This window comes from Enterococcus sp. DIV1937 (assembly GCF_050535975.1).
In the GTDB taxonomy this organism is placed as follows: Bacteria; Bacillota; Bacilli; order Lactobacillales; family Enterococcaceae; genus Enterococcus; species Enterococcus faecalis.
Genome location: NZ_CP172909.1, coordinates 1,420,444 through 1,439,719 on the forward strand (window position 1 = coordinate 1,420,444; position 19,276 = coordinate 1,439,719).

The 19,276-nt window shown below is 38.0% G+C and carries 19 protein-coding genes; 5 read left to right on the top strand and 14 right to left on the bottom strand.

Annotated elements, in window-relative coordinates:
* The 6 genes from IGL13_RS06895 to IGL13_RS06920 all read right to left on the bottom strand — a co-directional run bounded on the left by IGL13_RS06895 (position 1) and on the right by IGL13_RS06920 (position 4,115).
* Positions 1–789: an SDR family NAD(P)-dependent oxidoreductase gene (locus IGL13_RS06895; RefSeq protein ID WP_002361890.1), complete on the bottom strand. Its 789-nt coding sequence runs from the start codon at positions 787–789 to the stop codon at positions 1–3.
* On the bottom strand, positions 790–1,731 hold the full coding sequence (rnz, locus tag IGL13_RS06900) for a ribonuclease Z (RefSeq protein ID WP_002361891.1): 942 nt from the start codon (positions 1,729–1,731) through the stop codon (positions 790–792). It abuts the gene before it with no gap.
* A 214-nt stretch (positions 1,732–1,945) separates the two neighbouring features.
* Positions 1,946–2,512, bottom strand: coding sequence for a hypothetical protein (locus tag IGL13_RS06905; protein ID WP_002357436.1), 567 nt, complete (start codon positions 2,510–2,512; stop codon positions 1,946–1,948).
* Between the two features lie 120 nt (positions 2,513–2,632).
* Complete coding sequence (locus IGL13_RS06910) at positions 2,633–2,878, bottom strand: KH domain-containing protein (protein WP_002357435.1); 246 nt, start codon at positions 2,876–2,878, stop codon at positions 2,633–2,635.
* A gap of 11 nt (positions 2,879–2,889) precedes the next feature.
* Positions 2,890–3,165, bottom strand: coding sequence for a 30S ribosomal protein S16 (gene rpsP, locus IGL13_RS06915; RefSeq protein WP_002357434.1), 276 nt, complete (start codon positions 3,163–3,165; stop codon positions 2,890–2,892).
* Between the two features lie 146 nt (positions 3,166–3,311).
* On the bottom strand, positions 3,312–4,115 hold the full coding sequence (locus tag IGL13_RS06920; protein WP_002378368.1) for a GNAT family N-acetyltransferase: 804 nt from the start codon (positions 4,113–4,115) through the stop codon (positions 3,312–3,314).
* A gap of 141 nt (positions 4,116–4,256) precedes the next feature.
* On the opposite strand from IGL13_RS06920, the gene IGL13_RS06925 reads away from it, so the two are divergent.
* Both IGL13_RS06925 and IGL13_RS06930 read left to right on the top strand, forming a co-directional pair.
* Entirely contained in the window at positions 4,257–4,811 is a 555-nt protein-coding gene (locus IGL13_RS06925) for an NADPH-dependent FMN reductase (protein ID WP_002357432.1), read from the top strand.
* 117 nt (positions 4,812–4,928) lie between these two features.
* Positions 4,929–5,684, top strand: a complete 756-nt coding sequence (locus IGL13_RS06930; RefSeq protein WP_002357431.1) for a MerR family transcriptional regulator — start codon at positions 4,929–4,931, stop codon at positions 5,682–5,684.
* 74 nt (positions 5,685–5,758) lie between these two features.
* Here the strand turns inward: IGL13_RS06930 and ffh are convergent, their stop codons facing one another.
* From ffh to IGL13_RS06945, 3 genes are all read right to left on the bottom strand, one after another.
* A complete protein-coding gene (ffh, locus tag IGL13_RS06935) occupies positions 5,759–7,177 on the bottom strand; it encodes a signal recognition particle protein (protein ID WP_002360194.1) in 1,419 nt (472 codons plus the stop codon).
* Positions 7,178–7,181: 4 nt separating this feature from the next.
* On the bottom strand, positions 7,182–7,520 hold the full coding sequence (locus IGL13_RS06940) for a putative DNA-binding protein (RefSeq protein WP_002357429.1): 339 nt from the start codon (positions 7,518–7,520) through the stop codon (positions 7,182–7,184).
* An 83-nt stretch (positions 7,521–7,603) separates the two neighbouring features.
* On the bottom strand, positions 7,604–8,068 hold the full coding sequence (locus IGL13_RS06945) for a DUF523 domain-containing protein (RefSeq protein ID WP_002364031.1): 465 nt from the start codon (positions 8,066–8,068) through the stop codon (positions 7,604–7,606).
* A 162-nt stretch (positions 8,069–8,230) separates the two neighbouring features.
* Between IGL13_RS06945 and IGL13_RS06950 the strand changes: the two genes are divergently transcribed.
* Positions 8,231–8,941: a response regulator transcription factor gene (locus IGL13_RS06950; RefSeq protein ID WP_002357427.1), complete on the top strand. Its 711-nt coding sequence runs from the start codon at positions 8,231–8,233 to the stop codon at positions 8,939–8,941.
* Positions 8,938–10,713: a two-component system histidine kinase PnpS gene (gene pnpS, locus IGL13_RS06955; RefSeq protein WP_002378371.1), complete on the top strand. Its 1,776-nt coding sequence runs from the start codon at positions 8,938–8,940 to the stop codon at positions 10,711–10,713. The genes IGL13_RS06950 and pnpS overlap by 4 nt, the downstream gene beginning before the upstream one ends.
* Before the next feature lie 41 nt (positions 10,714–10,754).
* On the opposite strand, the gene IGL13_RS06960 is transcribed toward pnpS, so the two are convergent.
* The 4 genes from IGL13_RS06960 to IGL13_RS06975 form a co-directional block, all read right to left on the bottom strand.
* Positions 10,755–11,645 carry a phosphate ABC transporter substrate-binding protein PstS family protein gene (locus tag IGL13_RS06960; RefSeq protein ID WP_002357425.1) on the bottom strand — a complete coding sequence of 297 codons (891 nt, stop codon included), beginning with the start codon at positions 11,643–11,645 and terminating at the stop codon, positions 10,755–10,757.
* Between the two features lie 110 nt (positions 11,646–11,755).
* Positions 11,756–12,934: a pyridoxal phosphate-dependent aminotransferase gene (locus tag IGL13_RS06965; RefSeq protein WP_002378373.1), complete on the bottom strand. Its 1,179-nt coding sequence runs from the start codon at positions 12,932–12,934 to the stop codon at positions 11,756–11,758.
* A gap of 161 nt (positions 12,935–13,095) precedes the next feature.
* Positions 13,096–15,786: an alpha-mannosidase gene (locus tag IGL13_RS06970; protein WP_002401370.1), complete on the bottom strand. Its 2,691-nt coding sequence runs from the start codon at positions 15,784–15,786 to the stop codon at positions 13,096–13,098.
* Positions 15,787–15,797: 11 nt separating this feature from the next.
* Positions 15,798–17,087, bottom strand: a complete 1,290-nt coding sequence (locus IGL13_RS06975) for a glycoside hydrolase family 125 protein (RefSeq protein WP_002357422.1) — start codon at positions 17,085–17,087, stop codon at positions 15,798–15,800.
* 156 nt (positions 17,088–17,243) lie between these two features.
* On the opposite strand from IGL13_RS06975, the gene IGL13_RS06980 reads away from it, so the two are divergent.
* Entirely contained in the window at positions 17,244–18,290 is a 1,047-nt protein-coding gene (locus IGL13_RS06980) for a GntR family transcriptional regulator (RefSeq protein WP_002374726.1), read from the top strand.
* A 48-nt stretch (positions 18,291–18,338) separates the two neighbouring features.
* Here IGL13_RS06980 and IGL13_RS06985 read toward each other — a convergent pair whose 3' ends face one another.
* On the bottom strand, positions 18,339–19,268 hold the full coding sequence (locus tag IGL13_RS06985) for a LysR family transcriptional regulator (protein WP_002361904.1): 930 nt from the start codon (positions 19,266–19,268) through the stop codon (positions 18,339–18,341).
* Positions 19,269–19,276: the final 8 nt, after the last annotated feature.

Consider the following 19,276-nt stretch of genomic DNA (forward strand, 5'->3'; position numbering starts at 1 on the left):
CTATTTTTTATTTAAAATATTTCCCGCTATGAAATCTCCTAAATGTGGAAACAATGTATAAAAGCGGGCAGCCGCTTCCATGACAAACGGACGATTAATCTCACGTCGAGAAGTCCCCATACTCCCAACCACTTCTCTCGCTAATTTCGTAGGGTCTAAAACAATTTTATCCACCGCAGCTAGATAAGTGCCTGTCGGGTCCGCCTTATCAAAGAATTCTGTTTGGATTGGTCCTGGATTAACAGTCGTTACTGCTATACCCAACGGTTTCAATTCTAAACGTAAAGCATTTGAAAAACCTAACACAGCAAATTTCGTTGCAGAATAAACGGTTGATTTAGCTGTAGCCATCTTCCCAGCCATTGAAGCAACGTTGATAATATGTCCTTGCCCAGCTTCAATCATTTTAATAGCTACTTTTTGAGTAAACGTCATCATTCCTAAAACGTTGACATCAAACATTTGGCGTGCAACAGCCAAGTCAATTTCAACAAAATTTTCAAACAAGCCAAAACCAGCATTGTTGACTAAAACATCTATAGAACCAACTTCTGCTGAAATAGCTTCAACCACACGTTCAACACTTTCTGGATCGGCAATATCTAATTGATAAGAAAATGCTTCTCGTCCGCTTAAAACAGCACACTGCTCGCGAACTTTACCAATCAAATTAATTCTGCGGGCGCAGACAACGACGACCGCCCCTTGTTTAGCTGCTTCATAACAAATTTGTTCACCTAAACCAGCTGAACCTCCAGTTACGACAACGACTTTATTTGTTAAATCCATCTAAGCTCCTCCTTCATTGGCAAATGGAATCTCAATGATATCCATATCTTTTACGATTTTTGTATTGGGGAAAATTTCTTGGGCTTCTTCTTGAAGCTGATAGGCCTCTTTGGTTAAATAACGGGCACTAATATGCGTTAAGATAAGTTGTTTTACTTGCGCTTCTTTTGCAACTTCAGCTGCTTGTTGACTGGTTGAGTGGAAGTAGGCTTTTGCCATTTTTGCTTCGTGTTTATTAAACGTACTTTCATGGACTAAAACATCCGCTCGTCGTGCTAAGGTTACGCTATTTTTAGTTTTGCGAGTGTCTCCTAAAATCGTCACGATTCGTCCAGGTTTACGCTCTCCCACAAACGCTTGTCCATTAATTTCCTGTCCATCAAAAACAATCGTTTCACCACGTTTGAGTTTGCCATACAACGGCCCAGAAGGAATCCCTAAAGCTTGAAGTTTCTCTACTTGTAATTCTCCTTCATGCGCTGCTTCCTCAATTCGATAGCCAAAGCTCGTGATGCCATGGTCCAAGATATTACAGCGAACAGTGAATTGTTTATCTTTAAAAATAACGTCATTTTCTTTCGTTAATTCAATAAATTTCAGTGGATAGGACAACCGCGATTGCGAGACCCGTAAAGAAGTCTTGACAAAGTCAGCAACCCCAACTGGTCCATAGATTTCTAAAGGTTCTGTCCCGCCCTGAAAAGAACGACTACTTAACAAACCAGGTAAACCAAAAATATGATCCCCATGTAAATGTGTAATAAAAATCTTTTCAATTTTTCTTGGGCGAATACTACTTTTTAAAATTTGCAATTGCGTCCCTTCACCACAATCAAAGAGCCAAACTGCATTTCGTTCATCTAATAATTTCAACGCAATTCCTGTGACATTGCGATGTTTTGCTGGTACACCAGCGCCTGTTCCTAAAAATTGTATTTCCATCTGCTACCATACTTTCTTTTAAACTTCCTTTTTATTTTAGAAGAAGTTTGCTCCTTTAGCAAATAATAATTTATCTATTTTCTCAAAGTTTTCTTCTTAGTTTACCGTATTTTACGATAAAATAACAAAAAATTAGCAAACTACCATAAAAAACCGTGATTTCTTAGTATTTTAAAAGACTGTTTTCCTTTATTCAGAAAACAGTCTTTGCTCCTTATTCTTCTTTCGATGTTGCTTCTTTGTGTTGTTCTTTTTTTGCTTGCCACGATTGTTTCGCTTCATTTGCAACTTCGTTCGCATCGTTAATTTCTTGTTGGACTTCCTCTAAATCAAGCCGCGTGATTTCGCCACCTAAGTCAAACATAACCAATTGGTTGAGCGGACGGTTGTCTTCTTCTTCTGCAATTAATAATAATCCCGTTTGTCCTTCATCAATCTTTTGAATCACATGTTCAAAAACCGTTTGTGCTTCTTGAATTTCTTTGGCGTCTTTGCTTGCACCATACATACTTCCAGCAAACCAGCCAAAAAGAATGCCCAGAGGACCACCTAATATGCCTACTAGCATCCCAATCATGCTATCTTTTGATGTATGATTGTTGCCTGTAAAATCGATAAAATCATTGATTTTAAATTGATGCTGGCCATCATTAACATGCGTAACAACCGCCATTTGCTCACCTTTAAGCTGTCTTTCTGCCTGCATCTTTTTTATTTCGGAAAATGCTTGGTACGATTTACTTTCAATATCAAAGTTCATAATGATAATTCGTTTTGCCATACAAATCGCTCCTTTATTCTGGATACATCTATTTTAGCAAGAAAGGCCTGTCTCTAGCAATGAAAACTTTTTGGTTATGTATAAAAAAAGAAGATAGCTAGGCTACCTCCTTGTTAATGCTTATTTACCATCAAGAATATTTAAGCGGACCTTTTTCGGACCATCGATACGTACACTATAAACAATTGTCCGAATTGCTTTTGCAACACGCCCTTGTTTACCAATGATACGTCCAATATCTTCTTTGGCCACAGTCAAATTATACTCGAGGAAATCAGTTGATTCCTCAATTTCTAATGAGACTGCTTCAGGTTGACTGACTAACGGACGGACAATAGTTAAAATTAACTCTTTCACATCTGCCATATTCAATCACCTTATTTCTTAACGTTTTTAGCTTCATGATGTTTTTTCATAACGCCTTCTTTTGAAAGGATGTTACGAACTGTATCAGAAGGTTGCGCACCTTTAGATAACCAATCTAAAACTAAATCTTCTTTTAAAACTACTTCTGCAGGGTCTTTCAAAGGGTTGTAAGTACCTACAGTTTCGATGAAACGTCCATCACGAGGAGAACGAGAATCAGCTACTACAATACGGTAAAAAGGACTCTTTTTAGAACCCATACGTTTTAAACGAATTTTAACTGCCATTATTAAATACACCTCCATTAACTTAATCACAAGAGTTAGTTTAACAGATTAACAACAACCTGTAAAGAGTTTTTTCTTGACACCTTTACTTTTTTTCAATTTTTTTAGCCAATTTGCAGGAAAACAAACGAAATAATGAAGAATTTTTACAAAATTTGATAATAGTTGTACTGGTTTCTCACTTGAAAGCCTTCTGTTTGATAGAGATGAAGCGCTGCTTGATTTTCTGTTTCAACTTCTAAAAAAATAGTCGCTGAGGCTGACTTTTCTAAAATCATTCGGAGCGCAGACTGTAACACTTGACGGCCAAGACCGCGACCTCGTTGCGTTTTTGTCACAACAAAGCCATAAATCCCCCATTCGTTTTCAAAATGATCCAAACGTAGCGTGGCTAAAAGTTGATTGTTTTCTTTATAAATAAGTGTTCGTTGAAGGTCCTCCGGCAAAGGCGTACCTTCTAGTAACCTAGCCAAGGAATGCAAATCAGCCACTTGTGGTCGGAGAAGTGTCAGCTTCGCCAAATCCTGTGAGTAAGTTTCTCTTTGAAAAACCAGATACTGTTCTGAAAAAGCTGGCACAATTCCTTGTCTATTAAAATAATTCAGGCCAACAGATTGCTTGTCGTCCATCACGAGAAAGACTTCTTTCATTCCCCACAAAGCTGCTTGCTTTTCGAGTTCTTGAACAAGTTCTTCAAAAAATGGCCCTACATTTGGCGCAACAATCGTCGCTTCCAAGGTTTCCCCATCAAAACAATACCCTACGATATACGCTTGTATGGTTTGTTCCTTCCTGTATAAACCATAATAAGTATAAGCTGATTCCTCAGGAAATGTTTGTTCCAATTTATAAAAAGTTCCTTGTTTAATCATTTCCTTGTTTTTTAATTCAGTCAATGTTTGTTTCTCCAACTGTGTTAACTGTCGGCGCCAATTTATTTTTTTATTCAAGCAGTTGCTCCTTTACTCATCCTTTTACTAGCTATTATACGTGAAGTTACGAAGTTCAACAATGTACAAGGATAAAACGTTTGCGCTTTTTTTGAAAAAGTACTATCATAAAGTAAGTAAAAGAAAAATGGAGGGATTTACATGACAAAAAAAATTGGTATTTTTGTAGGGAGTTTAAGAAAAGATTCATTTAACAAATTGGTAGCAAAAACAATGGCGGACTTATTTCCAGCTGATTTCGAACCTGTTTTTATTAACATTGGTGATTTAGAATTATACAATCAAGATTTGGATGATGAAGGAACCCCCACCGAAGCTTGGACAACATTCCGTGAAGAAGTCAAACAAGTAGATGGTGTGATGTTTGTAACACCAGAATATAACCGTTCAGTACCAGCTGTTTTAAAAAATGCATTGGATGTCGGTTCACGTCCGTATGGCGAAAGCGTTTGGGATAAAAAACCAGGACTTGTGGTGAGTGTTTCCCCAGGTGCAATTAGCGGATTTGGTGCAAACCATCATTTAAGACAATCATTAGTCTTCTTAAATGTTCCAACTTTACAACAACCTGAAGCCTATATTGGCGGTATTACGAACTTAATTGGTGAAGATGGTAAAATTATTGATGGCACTGTTGGCTTCTTACAATCAATTGTAGATGCTTACGTGGATTTCTTTAATCGCTTAACTGCCTAATTGAATCAATCGAGAAAAAGTGAGGCAACTTTTTACAGGTTGTCTCACTTTTTTTATTTTTTTGCTTGACCCTCTCGTTACGTAAAGGTTTATGATAGATTTTGTCAGGAGGAATGAATGATGGAATATACAATTAAAAAAATGGCTTCACTATCTGGCGTCAGTGCACGGACGTTACGATATTATGATGAAATTGGTCTTCTTCAACCAGCCAGAATTAATTCTTCTGGTTATCGAATTTACGGGCAAGCCGAGGTGAATCGTTTGCAACAAATTCTTTTTTACCGTGAATTGGATCTGAAACTAGATGAAATTAAAGAAATTTTGGAGCAACCTGACTTTAATGTTGAACAGGCTTTATACGAGCATCAACAAAAACTATTGGAAAAGCGCAATGAAATTGATCGTCTTTTAGCCTCTGTTCAACAAACCTTACACCATTACAAAGGAGAGATAAACATGTCAGATCAGCAAAAATTCGAAGCATTCAAACAACAAAAAGTTCAAGAAAACGAAGAAAAATATGGTAAAGAGATTCGGGAAAAATATGGCAACGAAACGATTGAACAAGCCAACAAAAAATATTTAAACTTGACGGAAAAAGACATGCAAGCAATGCAGAACGTGGAAAAAGATTTATTTTCTAAGTTAGCCATGTATCAAAAATCACCCAAATTGACTAGCCAACTTGCGCAAGAAATTTTCCAATTACACAAAGATTGGTTAATGTACTCTTGGTCAAGCTATTCGCCAGAAGCACATAAAGGGTTAGGGCTTATGTATGTTGGTGATGAACGATTTACGTCATATTATGAACAACACGGCGCTGGTTTTGCCGAAGCGTTAAACGCAATTATCCAAAACTACGCTTAAACAGAAAGTGCGCCATCAGTCTCTTCGACTGATAGCGCACTTTCTGTTTCTTCCAATAATTAACTAAAGCCTGTTTATCTTTTTTTCTTTTTCTTCTTTTTGTTTTTCTTCATCATACGATTCATGGCCATTTTACCTAGCTTGCCTTTAACGCCGCCACCTAACATTTGATCCATACCAGGAATGTTCATATCCCCTTTGGACATTTGTTGCATCATTTTTTTGGATTCTTTAAATTGTTTAATCATACGATTGACTTCAACCACACTATTTCCTGAACCAGCTGCAATTCTGCGGCGGCGACTAGGATTTAATAGATCAGGATTTTCACGTTCTGCAGGGGTCATTGATAAGACCATCGCCCGTTTCCGTGCCACATCTTTTGGATCGACTTTGACATTTTCAATACCAGGCATGTTACTCATTCCAGGAATCATTTTTAATAAGTCTTCAATCGGTCCCATGCCCATAACTTGATCCAATTGCTCAATAAAATCGTTAAAGTCAAAACTGTTTTCTTTCATTTTTTGAGCAAGTTCTTCTGCTTTTTTCTCATCGTAATCTTGTTGCGCTTTTTCAATTAGCGTCAACATGTCCCCCATACCTAGGATACGACTCGACATACGATCGGGATGGAAAATTTCTAAATCGGTTAATTTTTCACCAGAACCGACAAATTTAATCGGAGCGCCCGTTACTGCCCGAATTGACAGCGCAGCCCCCCCACGAGTATCGCCGTCCATTTTGGTAATAACAACCCCAGTAATTCCAAGCTGTTCATTAAAACTATCTGCAACGTTGACAGCATCTTGCCCCGTCATCGCATCAACAACTAACAGAATTTCATTGGGATTAGCCAACTCTTTAATTTGTTTCAATTCGTCCATTAAAGCTTCATCAATGTGTAAACGGCCGGCCGTATCAATTAAGACATAATCATTTTTCTTTTCTTTTGCTAACGCTAACCCTTGACGAACAATTTCCACTGGATTAGCATCGGTTCCCATATCAAAAACGGGAACTTCTAATTGTTGACCTAAAACCTTCAACTGATCAATCGCTGCTGGACGATAAACGTCACCAGCGATTAAAAGCGGACGAGCGTTTTCAGTTTTCATTAAGTGTTTGGCTAATTTACCAGTAAAAGTTGTTTTACCAGCCCCTTGTAACCCTGTCATCATAATCACTGTCGGGATTTTTGGAGATTTATTCAGTTCAACCGTTTCTGAACCTAACGTTTTCGTTAATTCTTCATCAACAATTTTTACAATTTGTTGGGCTGGTGATAAGCTTTCTAATACTTCGACTCCTACTGCCCGTTCTCTGACGCGTTTTGTGAAATCTTTGACCACTTGTAAATTAACGTCGGCTTCTAATAAAGCCAAACGGATTTCTCGCATCATTTCTTTTACGTCGGCTTCGGAAACTTTTCCCTTACGACGGATTTTACTCATTGCCTGTTGTAGGCGGTTTGTTAAACTCTCAAAAGCCATAGTTTCATTCCTCTATTTCTTGAATTTGTTCAATATATTTTTTGATTTCACTATCTTTGGGATAAGTTTCTTGAACATACTGCTGTAGTTGTTCAAGATATTCTTTCCGTACAACATAGTTTGAATAAAGATGTAACTTTTTTTCGTATTCTTCTAAAATTTTTTCGGTTCGTTTAATATTATCATAAACCGCTTGGCGACTAACCTCATATTCTTCCGCAATTTCTCCTAAAGAAAAGTCATCAGCATAGTAAAGCTCCATATAATTCATCTGCTTTTCCGTTAATAATGTCGAATAAAATTCAAATAACGCATTCATGCGGTTTGTTTTTTCCATTTCCATGAGCCGTGCTCCCATCTTCAATCCCTTATAGGTTACCGATTTCATAGGGAATAGTCAATCTTTTTTTACTAAGTTTTTACCTTTTAAAAAGAAATGTCCGCAAGTTGCCATGTTTCTTCAGAATAAACGGTCATTCCTTGTTGAATAAAATAAGCAGTTGCGACTCCAACTCCAGCTTTTTTAATGCCAGAAAATTGTCCATCATAAATCAGCTGGCTGCCACAGCTGGGACTTTTTTCTTTCAAAATCAAGGTTGTAATTTGTTGGGCTTTTAATTTTTGATACGCGCGTTGTGCCCCTGCTTTAAATGCCTCAGTCACATCTTCCCCGTTATCCGTATATACATAAGCAGTATTCGCCCAAACATCAAAGCCATCCCCGCCAATGATTTCTGCTGGCGGACGTGGAATAGGCAACTCTCCTAAAACTTCGGGACAAATCATTATTGCTTTTCCATTAGTTACAAGTTGTTTTAACGCTTCTTGTTCTTGAGATTTTCCATCGTAACGGCAACAAATCCCACCTAAGCAACTACTAATACCAATCATTCGCTTCTCCTCATTTCATTTCTCTATTATACCATGAGTTGACTTTTCTCAAAAGTAGCATTCTCGCTTACTTTAAAGTACGTTCTTCCTCTAAAAATATGTTAAACTAACAATAGTGAAATATACACTTATTTTCAGAAATTTCTTGAAGGAGTTATGTAAATGAAAAAAGTTCTTGTCGTCGATGATGAACCATCGATTTTAACTTTGTTAACCTTTAATTTGGAAAAAGAAGGCTATCAGGTGACTACTTCCGAAGATGGTAAAAACGGCTTCGAATTAGCTTTGTCTAATCAATATGATTTTATAATTTTAGATGTAATGCTTCCTGGTATGGATGGCTTAGAAATTACCAAAGCACTTCGTCGAGAAAAAATTGACACGCCTATTTTGATTTTAACTGCCAAAGATGAACAAGTAGATAAAATCATCGGCTTAGAAATTGGGGCAGATGATTATTTAACAAAACCTTTTAGTCCCAGAGAAGTCCTAGCACGCATGAAAGCTATTTTTCGTCGTTTAAAACCTACCACGACCGAAACGCTTCAAGAGGACACACCTAAAGCTCCGCTTGTGATTGGCGAGATTCGTGTAGATGAACAAAATTATGAAGTCTTTGTGCGCAATCAGCCCATTGAGCTAACACCGAAAGAATTTGAATTACTCGTTTACTTCATGAAACGCAAAGATCGGGTCATTAATCGGGAAACCTTGTTGGAACGAATTTGGCAATATGACTTCGCTGGACAAAGTCGCATCGTCGATGTCCACATTAGTCATTTACGTGATAAAATCGAGCCCGATCCCAAACGGCCCGTTTACTTAGTAACTGTCCGTGGCTTTGGCTACCGTTTTCAGGAGCCAAAACGATGAAAAAGAGACTGCGGATTGAATATTTTTTAGTTGCGGCAGTCATGCTTTTATTATTTGTCGGAAGTATTGCAGCGACCAATTTTTTCTTTCAAAAAGAAATGGTTGCTCAGCAAGAAACCTATTTAAGAAGAAAAAATACCCTTTTAACAGACCAGTTGCCCCCTTCCGTTTTCGAAAAAGGGCAACTGACAAACCAACAACAACTCCTTGTCACCCATGCGTTAGATGATGCAGAAGAACGGGTAACTTTGTTGCAAAAAAATGGTACCGTCTTTTTTGACAGCAGCCAAAATGAACCGCTAGAGTCGCACAAAAAACGACCTGAAATCGCTGCGGTTCTATCAGGAGCTGCCTATGGTTCAGCTTTACGAAAGAGTAAAACGTTAAATAAAGAACTTCTGTACGTTGCCACGCCTGTTTTAAAATCAGGAGAAATCGTTGGCATTATTCGGATTTCGGAACAAACCGCGCTATTTTCTAAAAATATCCAATCTTTTCGTCGCTATATTATCTTTACATTTGGCATCTTGTTCCTACTAATTACCTTGTTTATCTTTTTACTGTTACGGCAAAAAAATCAACCGCTAGTGACTGTCTTACCGATTCTGAAACGAATGCTTAAACATCCAGATGAAAATCGATCCATTATCCAGCAATCTTCTGAATGGAATGAACTTTACGAAACTATTAACCTACTGAGTCAACAAGTAAGTCAAACGTATAAAGCGTATACGTCTGCGGATGAGCAATTTCACGAACTTTTAGATGAGTTGATGATTGGTGTCTTTATCATTGATACGCAAGGACGGCTTCGTCTGTTGAACCCTAAAATGCAGGAAATGTTAGGACTCTCTGCTAAAAATATGCAAAGCAATTATCTCGAAGTGATTCAAGACGCCGATTTGATTCATTTAATCCATCAAGTCGTCGCTGAAAAAAACAGTTTACATCAAGAAATCACTGTGACACAAGGACCAACACCTTTACGATTAGATCTTTCTCTTCGTTACTTGGATGATCAAAGCGCCAATGATTATCAAGTGTTAGGAATTGCCTATGATTTAACGCGCGTTCGCCAACTAGAAAAAATGCAAAAAGATTTTGTATCAAACGTGTCTCATGAATTAAAAACGCCTGTCACTTCTCTTTTGGGCTTTACCGAGACACTCATAGACGGTGCCAAAGAAGATCCGGAAGTCCTTAATCAATTTTTGCACATCATGCAAAAAGATGCCCAGCGTCTGCAACAATTAATTCAAGAAATTTTAGAACTTTCTCGGGGCAGCGCAACAATTCCTTATGCAGAACAAGAAATTACTTTAGAAAAATTTATTACAGAAATTCTCGGTTCTTATCAGCAACAATTGGCAGCAAAACAGCTGAAAACAGTCGTTCATGGTCTGCCAGAGAGCCAGTTTTTCACCAAATACGAATTGTTTTATCCAATCGTGAAGAATCTAATTGAAAATGCCATTCAGTATTCCCAAGAAAATGGTCAGATTACTATTTCTTATGCTATTGAAAATCAGCAATTACGTTTATCTGTTCAAGATACTGGCATTGGCATTAGTCAAAAAGACCAAGAACGGATCTTTGAACGGTTCTATCGTGTCGATAAAGCACGTAGCCGTCATTCTGGTGGCACCGGTCTAGGTCTAGCTATTGTCCAAAATTACACAGAATTATTAGGCGGTAAAATCGCCATTGACAGTCACTTAGGCTTAGGGACCACTTTTACAATCACCTTGCCTTTAACAAAAAAAGAAGCCTAAAAAAACTCAGCCAATCCTGTTTATTGGCTGAGTTTTTTTGTTTATTTTTCAGTTACTTTTCCATTTACATCACGTTCTACTTGCATATCTGTGATGGCTAAATAACCTAAGTCTTTGACAATTGTTTTTTGAACATCATCGGTGACCATATAGTCTAAGAAGGCTTTTACTTCTTTATTAGGCTCCCCTTTTGTATACATATGTTCATAAGACCAGATTTTCCATGAATTGTCTTTCACGTGTTCTTCTTTTGGTTCAACACCATCAATGCTTAAGGCAACGGTGGAATCATCCATATAAGAAAAAGCTAAATAGCTGATTGCTCCTGGTGTTTGTTCAACAATTTTACGAACTGTTCCCGAAGAATCTTGTTCTTGTGATTGAACTGGTTTAGCTCCATCTAAGCCCCATTTTTCAAATGTTGCTCGGGTGCCACTTCCGTTTGCGCGGTTTATTACGACGATTTCTTGATCTTTGCCGCCCACTTCTTTCCAGTTTTTGACTTTGCCAGTAAAGACATCAATCAATTGTTGCTTCGTTAAATTCTTCACGCCGACTTCTTTGTTGACCACTGGTCCCATACCGACCACGGCCACCCGATGATCAACTAATTTAGAGGCATCCACGCCATCTTTCTCTTCGGCAAACACATCGGAATTTCCAATGGTCACTGCGCCATCTGCAACTTGCGAAAGTCCTGTTCCGCTGCCGCCACCTTGGACAGAAACTGTATAATTGGGATGTTCTTGTGTAAATTGATCTTTCGCAGCATCTACTAACGGTTGTAAAGCGGTGGAACCAACAGCGACAATTTTAACTGGTTTGTTACTATCCGCTTCGCTGGATTTTTCAGTTGTGCCTCCTTGAGCTCCGCACCCAGTTAATAATAACCCTAGACTCAGCATAGTTGCTGCAATTACACGTTTTTTCATCTTTGCACTTCCTTTTCAATTAGTTACAAGTTTAGTCTACCAAGACTCTGTTAATTCTGTTTCAATTAAATGTAAATAAAAGGTAAAGGTGTGTAAAGAATCTATAAAGGCTAGTGCGTTACGCGTTGTGTCGCCATGTAATGTGCGATTCGTTCCATGGCCGTTGTTAATTTATCCATATCGGACGCATAACTAATTCGGACGTATCCTTCTGCTTCTGGACCAAAAGAAATACCTGGAATCAACGCTACTGCTTCTTTTTGCGCTAAATCAATACAAAATTTCATAGAATCTTGTTCATAACCAGTAGGAATCTTAGCAAAAATATAAAAGGCGCCATTTGGACGTGCAACCTCAAACCCCAATTGAGTCATCTGTTCATAAACAAAATCGCGCCGTTTCCGATACTCTTCTTTCATAATTTCAGCATCATGCATTCCTTCGATTAAGGCACGAACAGCCGCTTTTTGAGACACTGTTGCAGCCGCAGTAACTAAATACTGATGAACTTTAATGATCTCCGCTGTTAAAATCGCTGGTGCAAAAATAAAGCCAATCCGCCAGCCTGTCATGGCATGTGATTTCGACAAACCGTTAATTAAAATCGTTTGGTCACGTAACATTTCAGCAATCGAAACATGACTCTCATCATAAGTTAACTCACTATAAATTTCATCGCTAATCACAAAAATGTCGTATTTTTTTAGAACATCAGCAATTGCTTGCAACTCTTGGCGGTTATAGGTGACACCAGTTGGGTTGCTAGGATAATTTAAAATAATTGCTTTGACTTGTTCCCCATGCTCGGCCATTGCCGCTTCAATCATTTCAGGGGTCAAGACAAAATCATTGTCTCGTGTATCCAAATATACCGGTTCCGCCCCCGCCAATGTAATAATTGGTTCATACCCTGGGTAAATAGGTGCTGGCAATAGCACTTTGTCACCTTGTTCTAAAATTGCTAATAACGAAGCTGAAATCGCTTCTGTTGCTCCAACTGTTACTAAAATTTCTGTCCCAGGCTGGTAAGTCAAATGGTACTTTTCTTTCATAAAATAAGCGGCTGCTTCACGGACATCTAATAAACCAGACATCCCTGTATAATGAGAAAAATTCGCATCAATTGCTTCTTTGGCTGCTTTTTTGACATGCTCAGGTGTGTTAAAATCCGGCTCTCCTAGCGTTAATTTTAAAATACCTTCAATTCCTGAGACTTGTTCGTCAAATTGACGAATTAAAGAAACAGCAATTTTATTTACTTGACGATTAAAACGATTGGTTAAATCCATTTAGCTTCACTCCTTCAGTTGACGTTATAGTAGCACAAATTGACCGTAAAATGAATGATTTTCTCATTGTTTCGCTAGATTTTTATTATAAATATCTCAAAAAAACGACAGAGAAGAAAATAGGAGAACTTTGTCCTTTTCAACAAAGTTCTCCTATTTATTTATTTTTCGAAACGCCATGTCCGAATTTCAAACGGACGTAATGGTGCATCAACTTCTATCGCTGGTGTCAACGGTTCTTCTAATACATTTGTTAAACAAGTCGCTGGTTGTGTCTCTTTGTGAAGTTCACAAGGAATATTTTGCGCTGTTAGATTAAAGCCACGAACGACTAAATGATTCGTTTGCTCTTGACGTTTAACGGCTGTCCAACCAATCGGTCCTTCTGCCGTTGTCAAATAAACATGGTTCGGTGCTAGTTTACCTTCATGACGCGCAGTAGTAGCTGCAGTAAAAGGAATTTGTGCACTATAGGCTTGTTGATACGTAGCAAAGCGTTCTTCTGGTTTTCCATGCAATGACAAACCATATTTAAAGGTATATTCTCCTTGGCATTGTGCTTCTGGTGTCGCAAAATAGCCCCAATCACCTAGTTCGCCAACACAACGAATTAATGTGACCGCAATGGTTCCATCTGCTAAGACTTCATACTCATTTAAGCCTTCATTGAAGATAGTCACGCCTTTGTTTTGGTCATGAACATTCACAAACGCTTGTTGGTGCTGCGGGTTTGTTGGATTTTCCCATGTGTCGCTTACTTGATTTGGTCGTGTCACGACTTCATAAATACTATCCGCTTCGTGTGTTTCTGTGACCATGCCAGTTGGGAAAAGCACGCGTAAACGATGATCTTTGATTTGATTATTAATGGTTGTTTCAAAGAACAATTGGTTACTTTCTTTGATCATTGTAACCACTGTCGTTATTTCGAACGGGCGAAGCGTCGTTGAACGTTGTGCTTGGCGTTCTCTAAACTCACGAACAGCCTTCTGTTCTTCTTCTAATCGTTCATCTGCTGAAACTGGTAACATGACGGTTTGTTTAATTTGATAACTTGCTTTTACAGGGGAATTTTCTTTATTCATAATTTCAGCCGTTACATTTTCAGTTGTAATTCCTTGGTCTTCGGTCGGTTTGAAAAAGATATATTCATTCCCAATATCGCCAGTATCTTCAAATGTTAACAATTTTGAAAATGTTTCTCCTGTTTTTTTGTCAGCAATGGTTAAGCTACCATTGTTTTCAATTTTCACTTGAATAAATTCGTTTTCCATTTCATTTATTGCTGGTTGAGCCAAAAGACTTCCTTCAAAAGCTTTCGTTTCTCCTTGAATCAATGCAAAGCTATCCCAAGAGAATGGCGCCATTTCTTTGACAGATAATTCGACCGTTAAGTATTTGGCCATGTACGGTTGACGGAAAGCATCTTTAGGTAAATCGTAACCAAAACGAACATCTTCTTTGACAATACGGCTTGCAACGGCTTTTCCAGTTGGATCAATCACTTGATAATCTGGGGTGGCTTTTTGTTTTAATTCATGATAAAGATCTTCAGGTTTTCCTGTATAAAATGGCAATCGTTCAATCTCCACTTCCACAGTGACAACCTCCGTTTTCTGATAGCCACTAGTATTAAATAAAACAAACGGGTGCGCTTTTTCTGGGAAAACACTTGTATCAATTGCTTCTGTTAATTGTCGTGTTGCTTCATCTGCTAAGAAATGCCCGACATCATTGGCATTTTCAAAGCGAGTCATCATGCCTCGGTGAACCTCGTCGACAGAACAGCCACAAATACTATCGTGCGGATGGTTTTGAAGCAATGTTTTCCAAGCATAATCAAATTGGTCATGTGGGTAGTCGCCAGTTACTTCGTAAGCCATCGCTGCTAAAGGTTCTGCGATATTTTCTAATTGGCGTTGGACTTTTGTGTTCCACTGTTTTAAATAGACGCGAGCAGAAGAAGTATTGGCTAATGTGTACCAGCCATCCGTTTCTTGACTCGTTAATTCACCTGTTACTGTTCCTAAATCTTCTGGTAACTCCTCTTGAACAGCTTTCAAATAGTCATCGAAATTGGAATGAATAAATTCATATTCTGGGAATAGTTCATTGGCTAAAGCGATGGCCTTAGTAATATCTCTTTGTACCGGTTGGTGGTCGACCCCATTCATCATCAATAAATGGTCTGTGGAAGCGTAACGTTCCACATCAGCCAATTTTTGTTTCCAAAAAGCGATTGCTGCTTCTTTTTCTGAAGGAATTTCGTTCCCATTACTATACCAGTTAGCAAAAAGCAAGCCGAAAATTTTCGTTTGATCAGGACCTTCCCACCACATTTCAGAATATTGTGAGCTATAGTCGCTTTCTAAGACTTGGTTATCAAAGCCAATCGGTTTCACCCCGCGTCCAAAGGCAGCCGCAGGCAGATTTGCTAATTGCATCATTTGAGGCGTTTGACCCATATTCCCAAATGTATCCGGGAAGTAACCTAATTGAACTGGTGCTCCCCATTTTTGACTTTCTAAATGCCCAATCAGCATGTTTCGAACATTGGATTCAGAGCTAATTAAAAAGTCATCTTGTAAAATATAAAATGGTCCGATTTTTAGTTTGCCTGCTTGGACAGCTTTTTTTACGGCTTCTTTTTTCTCTGGGCGAACTTGTAAATAGTCGTCTAAGATAATCGTTTGTCCATCTAAATGGAAACTGTTAAACTCTGGATCATTTTCAATTAAATCTAATACATTATCCACTAATTCAATTAAGCGCATATGATGTTCTTCATAAGGAAGATACCATTCACGATCCCAATGACTATGGGAAACAATATAGACTTTTTTCTTTGTCATCACTTTTCCTCCTATTTTTCCACTCGGATGTCAAAATAATCCATAACTAATTCACAAAACATCATATTAGCCCATGAAAACCATTCTCTTGTATAATTTTCAGGATTATCTACGTCAAAACCTTCATGCATCAAATGAGTCCCCGCATCTGTGGCAACTAATAAATCTAAAATCCGTTCTTTTTCTGCTTTATCTTTGGTTGTCATTCCTTCCATTGCTAAAGCAATCGGCCACACGTAATTTTCTGGTGTATGCGAGCTACCAATCCCTTTCGCGTATTTACCTTCATAGAAGTAAGGATTTTCTTTACTTAATAAGGTTTGACGGGTTGTTAAATATTGTTCATCCTCTGTTGAACAATAACCCAGATAAGGGGCTGCTACTAAATTGGGAACATTACTGTCATCCATCACGCTTGCATTGCCTAAGCCATCCACTTCATACGCATAAATCGTTTCGTTATTTTGATTTTTTGTTCGTCCAAATGTTTGAATGCCTTCTTCAATCTCTTCTTGTAATTTTTTAGCAATCGCCACAATCGTAGCATCTTCTAAAACATCAGAGAAAATTTCTTGAATATAGCCTAAAATTACGACTGCAAACATATTAGAAGGAACTAAGTAACCATATTGGCAGGCATCATCACTAGGACGGAAGCCTGACCATGTCATCCCTGTTTTGCCGACTGGCGTTCCTTTCCCTGCTTCAACCAACGTATCTTCTTGACGCCACGTATCTCGTTCAAATAAATAAGGTGACTGTGCGTGATCTTGTTCTGTTGTGAAAACGTTGAGAATTTTTTTGACGCCTTCCACAAAATCTGAATTAAATTGTTCGGTCATCCCAGTATTTTTATAAAGTAAATAGGCTAATTGGACCGGGTAACATAATGAATCAATTTCATATTTCCGTTCCCAAATCCAGCCATTCATTTCGGTCTTATCAGTTTGATGGCCTGCATGATTATCTGTTTCATTAAACGCATTGGCATAAGGATCAATGCAAATATAACGAAACTGGCGCTTAACCAACCCAGCAATCATTTGAGCAAGGTCTTCGTCTTCTTTCGCAATCACTAAATAGGGACGAACTTGCGCTGTTGAGTCTCTCAACCACATTGCTGGAATATCGCCTGTTAATAAAAAGGTAGTACCATCTTCTTGACGTTTCACTGTTGTTAGTAAAGTATTGGCAAAGGCCGCCTGAAAGTTTTTTGCCCAATCTTGATGTGCTTCACCGCATTTTTCTGTAATTGTCTCCATAAATGTTGCTACGGATTTTGGAACTTCTGTATAAACCATTCTCGTCACCTCTTAAATTTGATATATCATTTCACAATTGAATTATAGCGTTTACATTTCATTTTGTCTAGTGATTTCAATCATTTTTTTCATTTTAAAACCAATTAATTTATGGTAAACTATAAATAAGATATATCTTATTGTGAGGTGAAATGAATGAAGCAACCATTATATCAACAAATTATTGATTATTTACAAAATGAAATTGATTCAGGGCGATTGCCTGTTGGAGCGCAAGTTCCTACCGAAAAAGAATTATCGGCTCAGTTTAACGTCAGTAGAATTACGTCCAAACGAGCGCTAACTGAGTTGGAAACGCAAGGCGTAATCCAACGTCACCAAGGAAAAGGAAGTTTTGTTCAAGCACCAAAGCATCCTCTTCATACCTCTTTAAATAAAGTTCTTTTTTTATTGCCTTTTGCAGACGATTTATCAGTAGGAAATTTCTATAGCGGTTTGGCCCCTACTATTCAAGCAGCTGGTTTAGAAGTCTTTATGACCTCGCCTAATTTTTTGAGAGAGAAAAATGCTGCGGACATTGTGAATGAGTTTGCCGGGCTTGTCTATTATGCTGCTACTAGTAATGACTACCTCGACTTATTATTTGAGTTGGCTTTGATGAATTTTCCAGTCGTTGTCTTGGATAAAAAGATCCATGATTTACCTTTTGCAACCATTCAATCAGACAACTTTGCTGGTGGTAAAACAGCAACCGAACGCTTAATTGGCTTAGGACATACAAAAATTGGATATATCCTTTCAGGAAGTCCAGCCCTACAATCCGTTCGGCAACGTTATTTAGGTTATCTCCAAGCTTTAAAAGAAGCCAATCTGGCGTTTCATACAGCAATCACGGAAACCAATCTCTTAGATGAACACAACTTTAAACAGTATTTTGAGGCACACCAACTCACAGCCGTGGTCTGCGATAATGACTTCAGCGCGTTACATTGTTTACGAAACTGTAAAAACCTAGGTATTCATGTGCCAGAAGAATTATCGATTATTGGTTTTGACGATATTCAAGCAGCAGCATTTGTCGAACCGCCATTAACAACCATGGCGCAAGACTTTAAAGAAATGGGAAAACTAGCTGGTGAAGTGTTATTACAAACGATGCAACAAGACCTTCAAATCATAGAAGACATTCAAGTGCCTGTCACATTAATTGAAAGAGAAACCATTTCTACTGTTTCAAAATGAGCCAAAAAAGAAGGGACTATCAGTCAAATCACTGATAGTCCCTTCTTTTTATTCCTTAGTGCTAAATGTTTTGGTATCTACCTCTTTTTTAAACAACGCTTTTAATTCTTTGATAAAGTAGCGACCAATTGGACTGATTTCCCGATTTTTGGGAAAGAGTAAACAAATACGATTTTCCAAAGCTGGCGCCAATGGCACTAACCGAATTTCTTTCTTCGTAAAACCCGTTACGACTCCTGAACCAGAAGCATAAGCATTGGTTTCTACCAACAAATTCATCAAGGTTCCACGATCTGTAGTATGAATGACCGATTCCTGTTCAGGAATTTCAACTAAATCTTCAGAAAAATAGGAAAAATTGCTTCCTTCTTGATTAAAGCGAACTTGTGGATAGGGAACTAATTCCTCTAAATGAATTTCTTTTTGCTTGGCTAAAGGATGATGATTTCCTAAAAAAATGTGTGTATTAAAGGTACTAATTACCTCGTAGGCTAGATTAGCTTGTTCTAAATACCGTTCAATACTGACACTATTTTGTTCATTTAAATAAATAATCCCCAATTCACTGTGAAATCCTTTGACGTCTTCAATTACTTTTAAGGTTGTGGTTTCAAAGACACGAAAATCTTTATATTGATCCCCATACTTTTTAAGAACTTTGGCAATTACCTCACCTAAAAAATCGTAATGTTGCGAAGAGATGGAGAATCGTTCGCTGGTCACTGTCTCGCGATAGCGATTTTCCAATAACTCCATTTGAACTAAGACTTTCTCTGCTTGTTCTAAAAAAACCATTCCTTCTTCTGTTAAAAAAGCGCCCTTATTGGTACGTAAAAAGAGGGAAATCCCTAGTTCTTCTTCTAATTCTCGAATACTATTTGACAAGCTAGGTTGTGTAATAAATAGTTTTTTGGCTGCTTCCCGAAAACTCCCATTGTTAGCTATGGCAGCAACATACTTCATTTGTTGAATATTCAACACTTTTT